This is a genomic window from Ruegeria sp. BG6 (assembly GCF_056538465.1).
This window is the reverse complement of the sequence record NZ_JBQFTB010000004.1, coordinates 65,761-82,279: the sequence shown is the minus strand read 5'-3', so window position 1 is coordinate 82,279 and position 16,519 is coordinate 65,761. Positions and strand designations below refer to the sequence as shown.

The following is a 16,519-nucleotide window of genomic DNA, read 5'->3' as shown; positions in this document are numbered from 1 at the left end:
CTTGAATGAGCGTATCATTCAGGAGAGCGCCGCGTGACACATTTCTCAACCGTTACAGAGGCCTGGCGGGGGGCTTGGGCGCGCCGTCGGGTGTTCGTACCGATCTATGTTGCGGTGCGACTTTTGCTGGTGGCGCTGATTGCGCCGGGCGTGGCGATAGCCGTGCAACTGGCGGTGTCGCTGTCCAATCAAAGCGCCCTGACCGATCAGGCCATTGCCGGGTTCATCCTGTCCCCGGTGGGCTTTATCGCGGCGATCCTTGCGCTCAGCCTGTTTCTGCTGGCCGAAGTGTTTGTCTTCTCCGTCATGGCGGGTTCTCTGCGCATGGGCGAGGCCGATCCCTGGCGCGCCGGCAGTTCCGCCATCCGGCTGATCCTGTCCCGACTGCCCGCTTTGTTCAGCTTTGCAGTCCGGTTTGTCCTGCGCGTGTTGCTGCTGGTTCTGCCCTTTGCAGCCATTGCCGCCGTTGTCGCGTGGTGGACACTGACGGAATACGACATCAACTATTACCTGACCTTCCAGCCACCCTCGTTCTGGGTGGCGGTTTTGCTGATCGGGTTAATCGTTCTGGCATTGGCCTGGGTTTTGATCCGCAGGCTGTCGGCCTGGGCCCTGTCGCTGCATCTGGTTCTGTTTGAAAGCTGCAATCCCGCAGACGCGTTTGAGGCCAGCACCGGGCGGATGGAGGGCAAACGCGGACGCCTCAAGATCGAATTGGCGCAGTGGCTGGGTATTCGCATTGCGATCGCAGCCGGAATTGCGGCTGTGGCCGGGTTTCTGTTCGATCTCGTGCCCCTGCAACCAGGTGGTCGTCTGCAACTGGCACTGACCTACACGCTGGTGATTGCCGCGCTCTGGTCGCTGGCCGGTCTTGTTCTGGCGGGCGTCGCGCTGGGCGCTTTGGCGGTGCTGCTGGACGGGTTTTTCGAGGCGAAAACGTCAGACATCCCCCACCCCGAACCGGGCAACTTGAGGTTGCCGCTATTTGGTGTTCTGGGGGCTGCCGTCCTTGCAATGCTGGCCGGTGGCTGGTTCGGGCAGCGGCTGCTTGAACAGGTGCAGGCCCCCGACCACGCGGATGTCATCGGCCACCGCGGGGCCGCGGCATTGCGGCCCGAAAACACCATGGCGGCCGTTCTGAAGGCCATCGAGGATGGCGCGGACTGGGTTGAGATCGATGTGCAGGAAACGGCGGATGGTGAGGTCATCGTCGCCCATGACAGCGACTTCATGAAACTGGCGGGCGTCAACCTCAAGGTCTGGGATGCCACAATGGACGACGTCGCGGACATCGATATCGGCAGTTGGTTCGGACCCGAATACGCCTCGGAACGCACGCCGACTCTGCGTGAGGTGCTGGAAGCCGCAAAAGGCCGGTCGAAGGTGATCATCGAACTGAAATATTACGGCCATAACGTCGATCTGGAAAACCGGGTTGCCACAATTGTCGAAGAAATGGGGATGCAGGACGATATCGCCACAATGTCCCTGAAATACCCGGCGGTGCAGAAGATGAAGGCCCTGCGCCCGGACTGGCGCGCCGGTGTTCTGGCCGCGACCGCAGTTGGCAATCTGTCGGGGTTGGATGGCGATTTTCTGGCGGTGAACGCAGCGATGGCGACACCCGGGCTTATCCGGTCTGTCCATGCTGCCGGCAAGGATTTGTATGTGTGGACGGTGAACGATCCGTTGCAGATGTCTGCTTTGGCGTCGATGGGCGTCGATGGTCTGATCACCGACCGGCCTGCCATGGCACGCGAGGTTCTGCGCGTCCGAGCCGAGATGGGTCCGGCGGAACGTTTGCTGCTGTGGTTGGCCACAGAGTTCGGGATGACGGTGGACACAGAGGCGATGCGCGATGCGAGCCCTTAAACCGGCGCTTATCCTGATCGCCCTTGGCACATCCACCGCCGCACAGGATCTTATGCGCGGCATCGAGATGCCCGGCCATCAGGCCCTGATGACACAATCGGCCGGGGCCGAAGTGACGCCATTTGAAACCGATGGCTGCTCGGGCGGGCTGTCGGCCAGCTGGCGATTGGTGGCTGACATGATCCCAAGCTTCGCCGCACGCTATGAAAACGACCCTCCGTGGGAATATTGCTGCGTTACCCATGACCGCGCCTATCACAACGCCGGCGGCGCAACGCGGGCCGAAGACAGCTATGACGCCCGCCTGTCAGCGGACGATGCACTGCACGCCTGTGTCGAACAACACGGCGATGCGCATGCCGAAGAATACGCGGATCGCTACGGGGTGACACCCGAACAGGTCCGAACCGCCCATTCGGTCACCGCGGATGCCATGTATATGGCGGTGCGATTTGGTGGCGGCCCCTGTTCCGGCCTGCCATGGCGATGGGGCTTTGGTTTCCCGGGCTGTTCGGTATTCGGGTCACAGTCACCTGCGCGCGAATGACGTGGTGACAGCGCTTTCGTTTTCCTTTATCCAAAGCCCAAACACGCGAATTCAGGAGTCTTCCGACATGGCCGAACACAAGCACGGCGAGATGGACATCACAGTTCAAACCAAAACCTTCGAAGGGTTCGTCAAAGCCACAGTCTGGTGCTGCGTGGCCATTGCTTTCCTGGGATTGTTCCTGGCGGTTTTCGCGTCTTGATCTGAACGGGGCGAACCGTGCTCAGAATAATTGTTGCCTGCCTGCTGGCAGTGACCGTGGCTGGCTGCACCGGATCGAATCGTCCGCAGGCAGATCTGGCCGAGGTCGCTGCACGGTCCTACCGTGACCCCGGCCCGTCGACGCTGACGCTTTACACGATGATCAACACCCGGACCGGATCGGGCGCGCATACGTCGCTGATGATCAGCGCCAGAGAGCGGGTGATCTTTGACCCTGCGGGATCGTTCCGTGCGGATGTGGTTCCGAACAAGGATGATGTCCTTTACGGCATTACGCCCGCGGTCGAACGTGCCTATCGCAGTTCGCACGCGCGCGAGACGCATTTTGCGCGCATCCAGACCATCGAGGTCACGCCGCAACAGGCCGAGATCGCCTATCAACTGGCCAAGCAGTCCGGCCCGGTGGCCAGCGCGTATTGCGCCCATTCGACGGCCAGTATCCTGAGGCAAGTGCCGGGGTTCGAACAGATCGACGTCACATTTTACCCGGTCAAACTGTCGGAACAGTTCGCTCAGATTCCGGGCGTGGTGACAGAAGAATACCGTGAATACGACGACGCGGACCTGCAAAAGGGACTGGCTGCGAATAACGCGCGCCTCAATCAACTGGACGCGACCTCAACCCAGTAGGTAGAGCAACCCGTACAGCGTGGCGGCGCCCGAAAAGATTGCCGCCAGAACGTTCTTGGTGACCAAACCGACCGACAGCGCCACCACGGCGGCAGCCATGCGGGGCAGGTCCGGCTGACCTTCGGTTGCGGCGGGCCAGACGACAAGTGGTGCGATCAGCGCCGGAATGATCGCTACCGCCGTGTACCGCAGATGACGCAGCAGCCAAGGCGGCATGGGGCGGTCTCCGACGAGGCCGATAAAGGTAAAACGCAGGGCAAAGCTGCCGACGGCCAGCCCGACGATGATGATCCACATGGTTGCCGGGTCAATCTGGGTCATGTCTCTTTCCGCTCCAGCCTGCGTTCCAGCATCAGTTCGGCCTGCGCGCCCGCCATCATGCCCGCCGCGCCAGCGATCAGCAGGCCCAGATTGAATGGCACCGATACGGCCAGCAGGGCGACAATGATCGCCACCAGCGCCGCAATCACATGCGCCAGCGTCCGCATCATTGGTCCGATCATGGCCAGAAACGTGATCGGCAGGGCGAAATCCAGCGCCCAGCTTTCCGGGATTTGCGCGCCCAGCACCGCCCCGATATAGGTGGCGAATATCCAAAGCGGGGTGATCGGTGTGACCGAGCCAAAGAAATAGGCCATCCTTTGTGACACGGTCATCTTCGGCTCTTTTTCAAACTGGACGATCCCGCAGGCATAGGATTGATCGACCGTCAGGTAAGCCGCAATGGCCCTTTGCCACAACGGGGCGGCCCCAAGATAAGGTGTCAGCGAGGCGGAATACATCGCCACCCGCAGGTTCACCGCAAGCGCCGAGATCAAAACAATCGCCGTAGGCGTGTTGTCCTGCAACAGTTGCAGGGCGGTGAACTGCGCGGCACCTGCAAACACCGTTGCGGAAAACGCGATGGTTTGAACGATATCCAGCCCGGCCTCGGTCGCGAAAACCCCAAACAGCGTGCCAAAGGGGATCGCCACGAAGATAAACGGCGTGCCGTCCCGAAAACCCTTCCAGAAGTAAGACTTGGATGTGGTGTCTGCCATGGCTAGATCCTATGGTGTCGCCAGCACAACTAGCGGTCTTGGGAAAGGGTTGCAATTGGCCACGCACACGGACCTGTCGGACTACATCATCGCGCCTGATCCCGGCGCGGCCCGCCTGACCCGCGCGGTGGAAGGCGTGGACCAGAACGGCGAGGTCAGCCAGATCTCGGTGGTTGAGGAGCGCCCGCTGACGATTTTCCTCAATGCGCAGGAGATCGTGACGGCGATGACCATCGGCGACTACCCCGAATTTCTGGCGCTGGGTTTTCTGCGCAATCAGGGGATGCTGCTGGCGGATGATGAGATCACCGGCGTCGATTATGACGACGATCTGGAAACCGTGGTTGTTCGCACAGCGCGCCAGACCTCGTACGAGGACAAGCTGAAGAAAAAGACCCGCACCAGCGGTTGCGCGGTCGGTACCGTCTTTGGCGACATGATGGACGGGCTTGAGGATGTCCGCCTGCCGCAGGTTTCTGTCCGCACCTCATGGCTTTATGAACTTGCGGCCCGGATCAACCGTACACCGTCGCTGTATCTTCAGGCCGGGGCGATTCACGGCACCGTCCTGTGCCGGGAAAACCGCCCGCTGGTCTATATGGAAGATGTGGGTCGCCACAACGCCGTCGACAAGATTGCTGGCTGGATGCTTTCGACCAGGGAAGAGGCTGGTGACAAGATCCTCTACACCACGGGCCGCCTGACGTCCGAGATGGTGATCAAGACCGCGATGATGGGCATTCCGGTTCTGGCTTCGCGATCGGGATTCACGGCATGGGGCGTTGAAATTGCACGTGAAGTCGGGTTGACCCTGATCGGTCGGATGCGCGGCCAGCGGTTCGTATGCCTGTCCGGCGAGGATCGTCTTGTTCGGGATATCGACCCCTCGTCCGTGGCGGTTGAGGACAAAAAACATCGCAGGAAAAGCGCAGGATGACCAAACCAAAGGGCGTGATCCTCGCAGGCGGTCTGGCCACCCGGATGGGCGGAGGCGACAAGGGCTTGCTGCAACTGGGCGGGCAAAGCCTGCTGACCCGGGTAATTGACAGGCTGGCGCCGCAGGTAGACGGTCTGGCGCTGAACGCCAACGGCGATCCGGCCCGGTTCAGTGCCGTTAACCTGCCTGTGCTACCGGACACAATCGAAGGTTTTGCCGGTCCGTTGGCCGGTGTTCTGGCCGGTCTCGACTGGGCCGCGGAGCAGGGCGCCAATAGCATCGTCACCGCCGCTGCCGACACGCCGTTCTTTCCCCGCGATCTGGTGGCGCGGCTGACGCAGGCGGCTGAAGGACAGGCGCATCCGCTTGTACTGGCGACGACCCCGCGCACGGGTGACGAAGCTCTGAAATCCGGCGGTGGAAAGCGGGTCAACCGGCACCCGACATTCGGGTTGTGGCCAGTCGCATTGCGCGACGATCTGCGGGCCGCGTTGCAAGACGGGCTGCGCAAGGTCGTCTTGTGGACCGATAAACATGACGGGCGCGAGGCCCTGTTTCCGGCAGACCCTTTCGATCCGTTCTTCAACGTGAACACGCCCGAAGACCTCGAAAGGGCGCAGACCTTGCTGGAGCAGGCATGAGGGTCTACGGCGTCACCGGCTGGAAAAACGCGGGCAAGACCGGGTTGATGGAGCGACTGGTGGCCGAGATCACCGGACGGGGGTTCACGGTTTCAACCGTCAAACACGCGCATCATGCCTTTGACGTCGATCAGCCGGGCACCGACAGCCACCGTCACCGTGGTGCCGGCGCCTCCGAGGTTCTGCTAGCGTCCGGGCAGCGTGTCGCCCTGATGCAGGAACTGCGCGGCGCGCCCGAGCCGTCTCTGGACTCGCTGCTGGCCCTGCTATCACCGGTCGATCTGGTCCTGATCGAAGGATACAAACGTGAAGGCCACCCCAAGGTCGAGGCATTTCGGGCCGAACCCGGCAATCCGCTGATCGCCACAAAAGATGAAACGATCCGGGCGGTGGCCAGCGATACGCCACTGGATCTGGATCGCCCGGTCTTTGACCTGAACGACACTGCGCGCATTGCTGCGTTCATCCTGCAAGAGGTTGGTTTGTGACCGCATTCGACACCTATGCGATGGTCGATTGGTCTGGTGGAAATGACACCGGGCCAACGCCCCGCAAGGATGCGATCTGGGGGTGCGTGGTACGCGATGGAGCCCCTGGCGAAGCGGAATACCTGCGCAACCGGCAAGTAGCGGAAGACTGGCTGACAGGGCTGATCGAAACGGAACTGAGCGCAGGCCGTCGTCTGTGTCTGGGGTTCGACTTCCCGTTTGGCTATCCCCGGGGGTTTGCCCGCGCGCTGACCGGCTCGGACGATCCGCTGGTCTTGTGGGACTGGTTCGAGCACCGGATCGAAGACGCGCCAAAGGCCAATAACCGTTTCGACCTTGCCGGTCGGATCAATCGGGATTTCGGCGGCAAGGGGCCATTCTGGTTCAACGGTCTGGCCCGCGAAATCCCGGGCCTGCCAAAGACCAAAACGGACTACCACAATCCTTTCCCGGATCGTCGACAGGTGGAAATTCTGGCCAAGGGCAGCTTCACCTGCTGGCAGATGGGCGGATCCGGCGCGGTTGGCGGGCAGGTGATGACCGGGCTGCCGGTTCTGTCCCGCCTGCGCCGGCGATTTGCAGGGCAGGTGGCCGTCTGGCCGTTCGAAGTGCTGGACAAACCGGTCGCCTTTGTCGAAATCTGGCCCTCACTGACACTGGGGGCGGAACCCGATGACCGGATCAGGGATGCCTGGCAGGTCGAACAGGTCGCGAAGTCTCTGGCGCAGATGCCAGAGGCGGAACTGACCCGGCAGCTGACCGTCAGCGCCGCCGAAGAAGGATGGATTTTGGGCGTGCCACAGGACAAACCGAATATCACACCACCGTCATTGCAAAACGACTGCTTTGCCCTGCCCGCAGGCGTGGACTGGACCCCGGTGGATGAGGCACTGGCCTTGCTGCAGGACCGGCTTTCGGTAGTGAAGGGGGCTGAGACCGTGCTACTGGGTCAGGCGACAGGTCGTATTCTGGCGGCGGATCAGATCGCGAAACGCTCCAATCCGCCGCAACCCAATACGGCGGTAGATGGCTATGGGTTTGCAGGGCCTTTTGCAGAAGGCGCACAGGTTCTGCCCCTGATCCAAGGGCGCGCGGCGGCGGGCATACCGTTTGAAGGCACCGTTCCACCCGCTCAGGCCCTGCGGGTTCTGACCGGGGCGGCTCTGCCCGCGGGTGTGGATACCGTGATCCTAGAAGAGGATGTGACCGTTCAGGACGGCCACATTGCCTTTCACGGCCCTCTAAAAAAGGGCGCGAATACCCGAAAGGCAGGCGAGGATGTGGCCGCCGGAGATCTGGCTTTGGCCGCAGGCCGCCGCCTGACACCGCCCGATCTGGCGCTGCTGTCGGCAGTGGGAATTGCCGAGGTTCCGGTGCGCAAGACCCTGCGCGTGGCGGTTCTGTCCACCGGTGACGAACTGGTCGAAGCCGGAGAGCCCACCGGTCCCGGGCAGATATTCGATGCCAACCGCCCGATGTTACTGTCTCTGGCAGCCCGGATGGGATTCTCTGCGGTCGATCTGGGCCGTGTGGCCGATGATCGTGACGCGCTGGCGACGCGACTGGACGAGGCGTCCGAGCGGGCCGACGTGATTCTGACCAGTGGTGGCGCATCCGCGGGCGACGAAGATCATGTCTCCGCTCTGCTGCGGCAGGCCGGGGCGATGCATGAATGGCGCATTGCGCTGAAACCGGGCCGTCCGCTGGCGCTGGGGATGTGGAAGGGCACTCCGGTCTTCGGCTTGCCGGGCAATCCGGTGGCGGCACTGGTCTGCACGCTGATCTTTGCGCGCCCCGCCCTGGGGCTGATGGCCGGTGAAGGCTGGCAGGAACCGCAAGCGTTTGACCTGCCCGCCAGCTTTGAAAAACGCAAGAAACCTGGTCGCCGCGAATATCTGCGTGCTCGGGTCCGGGACGGTCGTGCCGAAGTATTCGCGTCAGAAGGTTCGGGCCGGATCAGCGGCCTCAGCTGGGCCGAGGGACTGGTCGAGATCGAAGACGGCGCGCGCCATATCCGGCCCGGCGACCCCGTCCGGTTCATTCCCTATGGCAGTTTCGGGCTGTAGCGGTGCCTGTCAGTCGAAGGTACCCGCAACCCGTCCCAGCAGCATGAAAGCGCGGGCGGTTCGGGTTTCACCCAGCGCGGTCAGTTCAGCATCGCTGGCGATGGGCTCGAATTCCACGATCAAGTTGTCGAACCGGCGCAGAAAATGGTGCGCGGCGTCGCGGAAAATCGGGTCCTGCTTCATTCGCGCCGCCGTCAAGGCCAGCGAGGATCGGTCCCGAATGCCGCCCAGAGCGGCCACTGCACGGCCGCGTGCGCCCTGCGCGAACTGGCGCCAGATTTCAGGTCGGGCCATGTCGGGACGCAGATCGTCCATATAGATCCCCTCCTGGCTGAGAAGGGTCAGTACATCCTGCGAGGCCTGCACCAGTTGTGCGGTCTTTCTGTCCTTCAGCGCCAGCCTCAGGGCGTCGAACCCTTCGGCATCGTCCTGTGTTTCGGGAAAGTTCAGGGCACGGATAAAGATACCGGTCGGCAGAGGGCGCGCGATGTCTTCCGCTGGCGTGCCCAGCGCAAGCGAGGTTTGGTCCCCCGGTGATGGTGCGGCCCTTCGCACAGGTTCGCGGCGCTTGGAAGAAAACGTAGCCAATGCGCTTTCCGTCTTCTTCGCCGTCTGCGCGATTTCATCCAGCTTCTTGCTGACGGCGGGCTCATACGTACTGGCGGCGCGCTGCTGCTGCGTGACATAGGCGTTTCGGATCGCGTCGATTGCTGTCTGCAGTCGGGCACTTTCCTCGCGCATGACGCGGCTGGCGCGCATGGCCATGGCCGCCACCCAGATCATGGCCACGGGCATGAACACTGCAAGCAGCGTGACGATGAAACTGCTGGTTTCGACCCGGCCGGGCAGCACCAGAAAAACCACCGAAACAACCAGCCAGATCAGGCTGAGAACAACAGCCGCGATCTCGATGCCGCTCACTGACGGCGCTCCGGGGCGATCATAGATGCCCAGAGATGTCGGTTGCTTGGTTTCGCGGTCAGGACTGGACCCCGACATGATCAACGCTCCGATCAGGCGTACTCGATACTCAGAATTTCATAAGACCGCACACCGCCGGGGGTGCGGACTTCGACACTGTCCCCCTCTTCCTTGCCGATCAGGGCGCGGGCAAGGGGGGATTTGATGTTCAGCAGGCCTTTTTCGATATTGGCCTCGTACTCACCCACGATTTTCCAGGTCTTTTCTTCGTCGGTGTCTTCATCGACCAGCTTGACCTTGGCGCCGAACTTGATCGCGCCCGACAGTTTGGCCGGATCAATTATGTCAGCCAGCGACAGGATGCCTTCCAGCTCTTTTATGCGCCCTTCGATAAAACCCTGTTTTTCACGGGCCGAATGATACTCGGCGTTTTCCTTCAGGTCGCCCAGTTCCCGCGCCGTTGCGATGGCCTCGATGATCGCCGGGCGTTCGACGGACTTCAGGTTCTTCAATTCCGCCTCAAGCGCGGCATTGCCCGCGGGCGTCATGGGAATTTTTTCCATTTTGTCTTCGTCCACGCATAAATTGAGTCGCCCCGCCGCTCAAAGCGTCGGGGCGAATGATGGGTCGTCAGATACCTGACCCAAATGCAGCGTGAAATGCAAGGGGGCTCAGCGGTTCCGGTGCTTTATTCGCGAACTCGCGCCGTCTGGATGGGGCAAGGCATGCCTGCGGCGATGCCCCGGAAGGTCGCCCCTGCGCCAGTGATGCGCTTCGGTTCCCAGCCACAGCAACTCAATCATACTGCACCACCTCGAATTCGATGCCGTTGTCATCCTCGAAATAGAACCGCCTGCCGGGTTCGTAATCCGCATGGTTGTGCGGCTTGAATCCCGCTTTGCGCACCTTGCCTTCAGTGGCATCGATATCCTCGACCAGCACGCCGACATGGTTCAACCCGCCGACATAGTCGTAACTGTTCTCACCAGAGCGCATGGGTTTGCCCGGCGCATAGAGCGCAAGATAGGTGTGTGCGCTGCCCACGTGGACCGTATAGCCGCCAGCGATTGCCGGACCTTCCCACCGGGTTTTCCAGCCAAAGACCTTCTCCATCCAGTCTGCCGACGCCTTTGGGTCGCGGACAGTGAAATTGGTGTGTTCAAGCGTCGCCATCATGGGATCTCCTTTGCGAATTCAGGCTTGTCACGACTCACCGTAATTTCTAAACCTAACTTTAGGTCAAGAAATTTTTTGAGGTTCCGATGGCTGCATCCGAAGGGCTGGCAATTGGCGCACTGGCCCGGCGCACCGGACTGGCTGTTTCAGCCATCCGGTATTACGAGGCGCAGGGCCTGATTGCACCCTGGCGCAATGCAGGCGGGCAGCGTCGCTATCAACGTGCCGATATCCGGCGGCTGAGTTTTGTCATGATCGCCCAGCAATTCGGCCTGACCCTGCCGGAGATCCGAGAGGTGTTGTCGGGCCTGCCCGGAAACCGCACCCCCACACCGCAGGACTGGAAGCAGATCAGCACCACCCTGCGCGCCCGGCTGGATCAGCGAATCGATACCCTGACACGATTGCGCGACAATCTGGATGGCTGCATCGGGTGCGGCTGCCTCAGCCTGCCGAAATGCGCCCTTTACAACCCCGATGACCGGGCAAATTCCAATGGTAGCGGTCCCAGGTATCTCATGGGTGATACACCAGACGGCTGAACTGCCGTATTGCTGCTGTTTTACGCCGTGTTTCGATTGACCAAGGTCTTGCCGACCGGGTAATCAGCCGTGAAACAAAATTGCGCACACCACGCAGTGAAAGCGCCAATTCGGAAAGTTAGCTAAGGAGCCCGCGATGGCCGAGATTGAACGCGAAGCGATGGAATACGATGTGGTGATCGTGGGCGCAGGCCCCGCGGGCCTGTCGGCGGCCATTCGTCTGAAACAGCTGGATGCCGACCTGAACGTCGTTGTTCTGGAAAAGGGCTCGGAAGTGGGCGCACATATCCTGTCGGGTGCGGTACTGGATCCGTGCGGTCTGGATGCGCTGATCCCCGACTGGAAGGAAAAGGGCGCGCCGCTGAACGTGCCTGTGCACGAAGACAACTTCTACATGCTGGGTGAGGCGGGCAAGATCCGCATCCCGAACTTCCCGATGCCGCCGCTGATGAACAACCACGGCAACTACATCGTGTCGATGGGCAATGTCTGCCGCTGGATGGCGGAACAGGCCGAGGAACTGGGCGTGGAAATCTTCCCGGGCATGGCGTGTTCTGAACTGGTTTACGGCGACAATGGCGAAGTCAAAGGCGTTGTTGCTGGCGTTTTTGGCCTGGAAGCAGATGGTTCCTACGGCCCGAACACCGAACCGGGCATGGAGCTGCACGGCAAATACGTCTTCCTGTCGGAAGGTGTGCGCGGCTCGCTGTCGAAAGAAGTCATCGCCAAATACGACCTGTCGGCCGGCAAAGAGCCGCAGAAATACGGCGTCGGCATGAAAGAGATCTGGGAGATCGACCCGGCCAAGCACAAGGAAGGCTCGGTCACGCACACCATGGGCTGGCCGCTGGGCAGCAATGCGGGCGGCGGGTCGTTCATCTATCATCTTGAAAACAATCAGGTCTATGTCGGTTTCGTGGTGCACCTGAACTACAAGAACCCGCACCTGTATCCTTACATGGAATTCCAGCGCTTCAAGCATCACCCGATGGTCGCCGAACTGCTGAAAGGCGGCAAGCGCGTGGCCTACGGCGCCCGCGCGATCACCGAAGGCGGCCTTCAGTCGATGCCGAAACTGGTCGCACCCGGCGTGGCGCTGTTGGGTTGTTCTGCGGGCATGGTCAACGTGCCGCGCATCAAGGGCAACCACAACGCGATGCTGTCGGGCAAGGCCGCAGCCGAGGCTGCTTATGACGCCATCAAGGCCGACCGCTCGGGCGACGAACTGACCGCCTACGAGGCCGACGTGCGCGAAGGCGCAATCGGCAGCGACCTCAAGAAGGTGCGCAACGTCAAGCCGCTGTGGTCGAAATACGGCCTGACTGCTTCGCTGGTGCTGGGCGGCATGGACATGTGGACCAACACGCTGGGCTTCTCGTTGCTGGGTACTCTGGGTCATGGCAAGAACGACGCGGAATCGACCGAAGATGCCAGCAAGCACAAGCCGATCGACTATCCCAAACCTGACGGAACGCTGTCGTTCGATCGTTTGACCAACGTTTCCTTCGCGGCCACCAATCACGAGGAAAGCCAGCCCTGCCACCTGCGCCTGGCCGACCCCGAGATTCCAGTCAAGGTCAACCTGCCCAGGTTCGACGAACCGGCGCAGCGCTACTGCCCGGCGGGCGTCTACGAGATGGTCGAGGATGAAAACGGTCCGCGATTCGTGATCAACTTCCAGAACTGCGTCCACTGCAAGACCTGCGACATCAAGGATCCCAGCCAAAATATCACCTGGACCACACCGCAGGGCGGCGACGGGCCGAACTATCCAAACATGTAAGCGAAAACCCGGGCAATGGCGGCGTCGTGAAGGCTCTGCCATTGCCTCTCAGGGGCCAAAGCCCTAGCTTATCGTTCAGATAACGATAGCGAGGCAGAATTCTGGTGATTTCCCTGGTTCGACGCGTGGCATTGGCTGCAATGCTTTCTTCCCCTATTGCCGTTCCGGTCTTGGCCGATACCGGCGCCGGGGCGTATCTTGCGGGTCGTCAGGCGATCTATGAAAGCGACTATACGGCGGCCGAGAAATACTACTCGCAGGCCCTGCGCTTTGATCCGGAAAACCTGCACCTGCTGGAAAGCGTGGTCGTGGCCCGTCTCGCGCTGGGCGAGATCCAGCGGGCCCTGCCCGTCGCGCAGAAAATCGTGGACAACGACTTGCCAAGCCAAGCCGCTCGCATGGTGCTGTCGGCGACTTTGGTGGCAGACGAAAAATATGACGCGTTTCTGGCGCTTGATCCGGAAACGCAAGGCGTCGGGCCGCTGGTTGACGGGCTAATGATTGCCTGGACCTACATGGCGCAGGGCGCCATGACCAAAGCGATGGAGCAGTTTGACAAGGTTTCCACGCAGGACGGTCTGAGGGAGTTTTCGCTGTATCACAAGGCAATGGCCCTTGCGTCCGTGGGCGATTTCGAAGGGGCTGAGGCAATTTTTGCCGAAAACAACGGAACCATTGCCCGCTTCAGCCGCCGCGCTGCACTTGCCCGGGCCGAGGTCCTGTCGCAACTGGATCGCAATGCCGATGCGCTGGCATTTCTGGACGAAGTGTTTTCCATCGGCAGCGACCCGACCATCGAAGGCTACGAGACCCGCCTGACCGACGGCGAAACCCTGCCTTTCACACATATCGGTTCCGCGCGGGACGGCATGGCCGAGGTTTTCTTTTCGGTCGGCGCGGCACTGAATGGCGAAGCGGCACAGAACTATGTCCTGCTTTACACACGTGTGGCGACCTTTTTGCGCCCCGACCACGTCGACGCGATTTTGCTGGGGGCAGAGCTGCTGGACGATCTGGAACAGTTTGATCTTGCCGTGGCGGCCTATCGGACAGTGCCTTCCGACAGCGCCGATTTTCACGTTGCCGAACTGGGCCGGGCCGAAGTTTTAGGGCGTGCAGGAAAGAAAGACGCTGCAGCGGAAGTTTTGCAGAACCTTGCGGCACAACGCCCTAACCTGCCGTCCGTTCATGTGGCACTGGCCGATTTGTTGCGTCGGGACGAAAACTATGCCGCCGCCGTGCCGTCCTACGACCGGGCGATTGAGCTGACCGAAACAGGGGCGGGCGGCAGTTGGTTTCTGCATTATGCTCGCGGAATTTCGCATGAGCGTCTCAAGAACTGGGATCAGGCCGAGGCGGATTTTCGCCGCGCGCTTGAACTGAACCCGGATCAGCCGCAAGTGCTGAATTACCTCGGCTACTCGTTGGTCGAACGTCGCGAAAAGCTGGACGAGGCGCTTGAAATGATCGAACGCGCCGTCGCCACGCGCCCGGACAGCGGTTATATCGTGGACAGCCTCGGCTGGGTTCTGTTCCGGCTCGGCCGCTATGAAGAAGCCGTTGAGCATATGGAACGCGCCATCGAACTGATGCCGGTCGACCCGGTGGTCAATGATCATCTGGGCGACGTGTACTGGGCCGTTGGACGCGACCGCGAGGCCGAGTTCCAGTGGAAACGCGCCCTGTCTTTCATCGACCCCGACGACACCGATGGTGAGGCCGATCCCGACCGTATCCGGCGAAAGCTCGAGATCGGGCTGGACGCGGTTCTGGCGGAAGAAGGCGCAGAGCCGCTTCAGGTTGCCAATGAAGGCTGAGGCATTTGCCCCCGCCAAGATCAACCTGACCCTGCATGTGACCGGCCAGCGCGAAGATGGCTATCACCTGCTGGATTCTCTGGTCGTGTTCGCAGATATCGGTGACCACCTGACGTTCGAGCCCGGTCCGGACCTGTCGATGGACGTCACCGGTGAACATGCCCGGGGTGTCCCATCCGATCAGCGTAATCTGGTTTGGCAGGCGGCGGATGCAGTTGGCTGGACAGGCCGAATTACCCTGAACAAGTCGTTGCCCCATGGGGGCGGTATCGGCGGCGGGTCTTCGGATGCGGCCGCGACATTGCGTGTGCTCGCGGGATCGGGCAACGGAAAGCTGCCGAACCCGGTGTCACTGGGTGCTGATATCCCGGTCTGTTTGATGGCGAAAGCCGTGCGAATGCGGGGCATAGGCGAACAGATCAAGCCTGTTTCCCTGCCACAGCTTTATGCGGTTCTGGTCAACCCTTGCGTCGGGGTACCGACCGGTTCCGTGTTCAAGGCGATGGAAACGCGCCACAACCCGGCTATGCCCGAGGATATCCCTGAATTTGAAACGGCGGAAGACTGCGCCGCGTGGCTGAAAGGCCAGCGCAACGATCTGCAGGCACCGGCCATGGGCATTGCGCCTCAGATCGGGCGGGTTCTGGATGAGCTCGACGCCTCTCGCGGTGTTCTTTTGTCGCGTATGTCCGGCTCGGGCTCGACCTGTTTCGGGCTTTACCCGTCCATGAAGGCCGCGCATTTCGCGGCCTATGAAATCGGCGCGGCCCATTCCGACTGGTGGTGCCGCGCAACGCAGCTTAATTGAGGCGCGCGACCACGTAGTCGGCCAGATCCCGGAGCAGCGACCGGATCTCGTGATCGGGCAGCACCTCCAGCGTGGTTTTGGCCTTGGCGGCCCAGCCGATGGCATCCGAACGGGTGGCCTCCAGCGTGCCGTATTTGTTCATCAGGCTTAGCGCGTGATCCAGATCGCCATCCTGCTGGCGGCCCTTGCCAATCGTGCGTTCCCAGAAGGCGTGTTCGTCTACCGTGGCCTGCGCCACGGCCTTGATCACCGGCAGGGTCAGCTTACGCTCGCGGAAATCATCGCCGACATTCTTGCCGGTTGCCTTGCTGTCGCCCTGATAGTCCAGCAGGTCATCGGCGATCTGAAAGGCAATGCCAAGCGCGTCGCCATAGTCGAACAGCGCTTTCACCTGCTCTTCCGATGCACCGGCTATTACGCCGCCTACCTCGGTTGCAGCCGAAAACAGCGCGGCCGTCTTTCCGCGCACCACCTGCAGATAAATGCCCTCGTGGGTGCCCAGGTCGGTGGCTGCCGTCATCTGCAACACTTCACCCTCGGCAATCGTGGCCGAAGCGTTTGCCAGAATGTCCAGAACGCGCAACGACCCGGTTTCCACCATCAGCTGGAAGCTGCGGGAAAACAGGTAATCGCCAACCAGAACACTGGATTTGTTGTCCCACAGCAGGTTTGCCGTGGGCCGCCCGCGCCGCTGGGCGCTTTCGTCAACGACGTCGTCATGCAACAGCGTGGCGGTATGAATGAATTCGACCGTCGCGGCCAGACGCACATGGTGGTCGCCCGAATAGCCAAACAGACGGGCTGCGGCCAGAGTCAGCATGGGGCGCAGACGCTTGCCGCCCGCCTCAACCAGATGAGCGGTCACTTCGGGGATACGGGGGGCGTGTTCCGACGCCATGCGCGTGCGGATCAGATGGTTTACCGCATCCATTTCACCGGCCAGAATGTCGGCCAGCCGTTCATGTGGTTTCGAGATTGTGCTGACGTTCATCACACTCCTGATACAAGGCTCGACTTCCGCCGCTCCTT

General features: G+C 61.3%; 18 protein-coding genes. 12 read left to right on the top strand and 6 right to left on the bottom strand.

The annotated features are described in order from the left end of the window. The first annotated feature begins 33 nt into the window (after positions 1–33). From ACR0JW_RS09545 to ACR0JW_RS09530, 4 genes are all read left to right on the top strand, one after another. Complete coding sequence (locus tag ACR0JW_RS09545) at positions 34–1,872, top strand: glycerophosphodiester phosphodiesterase (RefSeq protein WP_170679634.1); 1,839 nt, start codon at positions 34–36, stop codon at positions 1,870–1,872. Next, entirely contained in the window at positions 1,859–2,419 is a 561-nt protein-coding gene (locus ACR0JW_RS09540; protein ID WP_170679637.1) for a hypothetical protein, read from the top strand. Before ACR0JW_RS09545 ends, ACR0JW_RS09540 begins: the two co-directional genes overlap by 14 nt. Before the next feature lie 67 nt (positions 2,420–2,486). Then, positions 2,487–2,621 carry an aa3-type cytochrome c oxidase subunit IV gene (locus ACR0JW_RS09535; protein ID WP_170614361.1) on the top strand — a complete coding sequence of 45 codons (135 nt, stop codon included), beginning with the start codon at positions 2,487–2,489 and terminating at the stop codon, positions 2,619–2,621. 17 nt (positions 2,622–2,638) lie between these two features. Continuing rightward, positions 2,639–3,271 (top strand): hypothetical protein, encoded by a 633-nt coding sequence (locus ACR0JW_RS09530; protein WP_170679639.1) that lies wholly within the window; start codon positions 2,639–2,641, stop codon positions 3,269–3,271. On the opposite strand, the gene ACR0JW_RS09525 is transcribed toward ACR0JW_RS09530, so the two are convergent. Both ACR0JW_RS09525 and ACR0JW_RS09520 read right to left on the bottom strand, forming a co-directional pair. Further along, on the bottom strand, positions 3,260–3,592 hold the full coding sequence (locus ACR0JW_RS09525) for an AzlD domain-containing protein (RefSeq protein WP_170679642.1): 333 nt from the start codon (positions 3,590–3,592) through the stop codon (positions 3,260–3,262). The two genes, ACR0JW_RS09530 and ACR0JW_RS09525, sit on opposite strands and share 12 nt — an antisense overlap. Further along, complete coding sequence (locus ACR0JW_RS09520) at positions 3,589–4,311, bottom strand: AzlC family ABC transporter permease (RefSeq protein WP_170679644.1); 723 nt, start codon at positions 4,309–4,311, stop codon at positions 3,589–3,591. The genes ACR0JW_RS09525 and ACR0JW_RS09520 overlap by 4 nt, the downstream gene beginning before the upstream one ends. On the opposite strand from ACR0JW_RS09520, the gene ACR0JW_RS09515 reads away from it, so the two are divergent. The 4 genes from ACR0JW_RS09515 to ACR0JW_RS09500 are packed head-to-tail and all read left to right on the top strand — an operon-like array spanning position 4,310 to position 8,443. Continuing rightward, on the top strand, positions 4,310–5,248 hold the full coding sequence (locus tag ACR0JW_RS09515; protein ID WP_480713845.1) for a formate dehydrogenase accessory sulfurtransferase FdhD: 939 nt from the start codon (positions 4,310–4,312) through the stop codon (positions 5,246–5,248). The genes ACR0JW_RS09520 and ACR0JW_RS09515 overlap by 2 nt on opposite strands. Further along, positions 5,245–5,889 carry a molybdenum cofactor guanylyltransferase MobA gene (gene mobA / locus ACR0JW_RS09510; RefSeq protein WP_480713844.1) on the top strand — a complete coding sequence of 215 codons (645 nt, stop codon included), beginning with the start codon at positions 5,245–5,247 and terminating at the stop codon, positions 5,887–5,889. Before ACR0JW_RS09515 ends, mobA begins: the two co-directional genes overlap by 4 nt. Next, entirely contained in the window at positions 5,886–6,377 is a 492-nt protein-coding gene (mobB, locus tag ACR0JW_RS09505) for a molybdopterin-guanine dinucleotide biosynthesis protein B (protein WP_170679648.1), read from the top strand. Before mobA ends, mobB begins: the two co-directional genes overlap by 4 nt. After that, positions 6,374–8,443: a molybdenum cofactor synthesis domain-containing protein gene (locus ACR0JW_RS09500; protein WP_480713843.1), complete on the top strand. Its 2,070-nt coding sequence runs from the start codon at positions 6,374–6,376 to the stop codon at positions 8,441–8,443. The genes mobB and ACR0JW_RS09500 overlap by 4 nt, the downstream gene beginning before the upstream one ends. A gap of 9 nt (positions 8,444–8,452) precedes the next feature. Here the strand turns inward: ACR0JW_RS09500 and ACR0JW_RS09495 are convergent, their stop codons facing one another. The 3 genes from ACR0JW_RS09495 to ACR0JW_RS09485 all read right to left on the bottom strand — a co-directional run bounded on the left by ACR0JW_RS09495 (position 8,453) and on the right by ACR0JW_RS09485 (position 10,540). Beyond that, positions 8,453–9,442, bottom strand: a complete 990-nt coding sequence (locus ACR0JW_RS09495; protein WP_170679650.1) for a hypothetical protein — start codon at positions 9,440–9,442, stop codon at positions 8,453–8,455. A gap of 14 nt (positions 9,443–9,456) precedes the next feature. Beyond that, on the bottom strand, positions 9,457–9,927 hold the full coding sequence (greA, locus tag ACR0JW_RS09490) for a transcription elongation factor GreA (protein ID WP_170679652.1): 471 nt from the start codon (positions 9,925–9,927) through the stop codon (positions 9,457–9,459). A 232-nt stretch (positions 9,928–10,159) separates the two neighbouring features. After that, positions 10,160–10,540, bottom strand: a complete 381-nt coding sequence (locus tag ACR0JW_RS09485; RefSeq protein ID WP_170679654.1) for a VOC family protein — start codon at positions 10,538–10,540, stop codon at positions 10,160–10,162. 86 nt (positions 10,541–10,626) lie between these two features. On the opposite strand from ACR0JW_RS09485, the gene soxR reads away from it, so the two are divergent. The 4 genes from soxR to ACR0JW_RS09465 all read left to right on the top strand — a co-directional run bounded on the left by soxR (position 10,627) and on the right by ACR0JW_RS09465 (position 15,490). Further along, a complete protein-coding gene (gene soxR, locus ACR0JW_RS09480; RefSeq protein ID WP_170679656.1) occupies positions 10,627–11,082 on the top strand; it encodes a redox-sensitive transcriptional activator SoxR in 456 nt (151 codons plus the stop codon). Positions 11,083–11,218: 136 nt separating this feature from the next. Further along, on the top strand, positions 11,219–12,865 hold the full coding sequence (locus ACR0JW_RS09475) for an electron transfer flavoprotein-ubiquinone oxidoreductase (protein ID WP_170614371.1): 1,647 nt from the start codon (positions 11,219–11,221) through the stop codon (positions 12,863–12,865). Positions 12,866–13,005: 140 nt separating this feature from the next. Beyond that, a complete protein-coding gene (locus ACR0JW_RS09470; RefSeq protein ID WP_170824913.1) occupies positions 13,006–14,682 on the top strand; it encodes a tetratricopeptide repeat protein in 1,677 nt (558 codons plus the stop codon). Further along, positions 14,672–15,490, top strand: coding sequence for a 4-(cytidine 5'-diphospho)-2-C-methyl-D-erythritol kinase (locus ACR0JW_RS09465; RefSeq protein ID WP_170679660.1), 819 nt, complete (start codon positions 14,672–14,674; stop codon positions 15,488–15,490). Before ACR0JW_RS09470 ends, ACR0JW_RS09465 begins: the two co-directional genes overlap by 11 nt. Here the strand turns inward: ACR0JW_RS09465 and ACR0JW_RS09460 are convergent. Then, complete coding sequence (locus tag ACR0JW_RS09460; protein ID WP_480713842.1) at positions 15,483–16,481, bottom strand: polyprenyl synthetase family protein; 999 nt, start codon at positions 16,479–16,481, stop codon at positions 15,483–15,485. The genes ACR0JW_RS09465 and ACR0JW_RS09460 overlap by 8 nt on opposite strands. Between the last annotated feature and the right edge of the window lie 38 nt (positions 16,482–16,519).